This is a genomic window from Flavobacterium poyangense, assembly GCF_011751075.1.
In the GTDB taxonomy this organism is placed as follows: domain Bacteria; phylum Bacteroidota; class Bacteroidia; order Flavobacteriales; family Flavobacteriaceae; genus Flavobacterium; species Flavobacterium poyangense.
In genome coordinates, this window is the sequence record NZ_JAALLN010000052.1 from 1 (window position 1) to 1,129 (window position 1,129).

The following is a 1,129-nucleotide window of genomic DNA, read 5'->3' on the forward strand; positions in this document are numbered from 1 at the left end:
CCTGATACTGTCTGAGAAGCAAAATAATGCGTACCGTCTGTCAAAGGGGTACTCGTAGCCAAAGGACTTCCTCCACTTGATGCCAAATACCAGTTGATCGTACTTCCAGTGGCACTTAGATCGCCAACCGTTGAAGCTGCACAGAAATTTTGGGTTGCATTGCCTATAGGCGCTGGGGTGATATTTACTGTAGCAGTTACATCAAGTCTGGTAGCCGACTCACAACCTGATACTGTCTGAGAAGCAAAATAATGTGTACCATCTGTCAAAGGGGTACTCGTAGCCAAGGGACTACCTCCGCTTGATGTCAAATACCAGTTGATCGTACTTCCAGTGGCACTTAGATCGCCAACCGTTGAAGCTGCACAGAAATTTTGGGTTGCATTGCCTATAGGCACTGGGGTGATATTTACTGTAGCAGTTACCTCAAATCTGTCAGCCGACTCACAACCTGATACTGTCTGAGAAGCAAAATAATGCGTACCGTCTGTCAAAGGGGTGCTCGTAGACAAAGGACTTCCTCCGCTTGATGCCGAATACCAGTTGATCGTGGTTCCGGTGGCGCTTAAATTGCCAACCGTTGAAGCTGCACAGAAATTTTGGGGTTGCTGCCTGTTGGAGCCGGAGTGATATTAATATGAGCAGTTACATCAAGTCTGGTAGCCGACTCACAACCTGATACTGTCTGAGAAGCAAAATAATGCGTACCGTCTGTCAAAGGGGTGCTCGTAGCCAAAGGACTTCCTCCGCTTGATGCCGAATACCAGTTGATCGTGGTTCCGGTAGCGCTTAAATTGCCAACCGTTGAAGCTGAGCAGAAACTCTGAGAACTGCTTCCTGTTGGAGCCGGGGTGATATTGATATGAGCAGTTACATCGAGTCTGCTAACCGACTCACAGCCTGACACTGTCTGAGAAGCAAAATAATGCGTACCGTCTGTCAAAGGGGTACTCGTGGCCAAGGGACTGCCTCCGCTTGATGTCGAATACCAGTTGATCGTACTTCCTGTGGCGCTTAAATTGCTAACCGTTGAAGCCGAGCAGAAACTCTGAGAACTGCTTCCTGTTGGAGCCGGGGTGATATTGATATGAGCAGTTACATCGAGTCTGGTGGCCGACTCACAGCCTGA

The 1,129-nt window shown here is 48.6% G+C and carries 2 protein-coding genes; both read right to left on the reverse strand.

The genetic code is table 11. The features are described 5' to 3' along the window. Positions 1-548 (reverse strand): Ig-like domain-containing protein (locus G3A47_RS22540; RefSeq protein ID WP_458294230.1); only part of this gene is annotated, 548 nt, incomplete at its 3' end. Positions 549-565: 17 nt separating this feature from the next. Beyond that, positions 566-1,129 (reverse strand): Ig-like domain-containing protein (locus G3A47_RS22545; protein ID WP_458294229.1); only part of this gene is annotated, 564 nt, incomplete at its 5' end.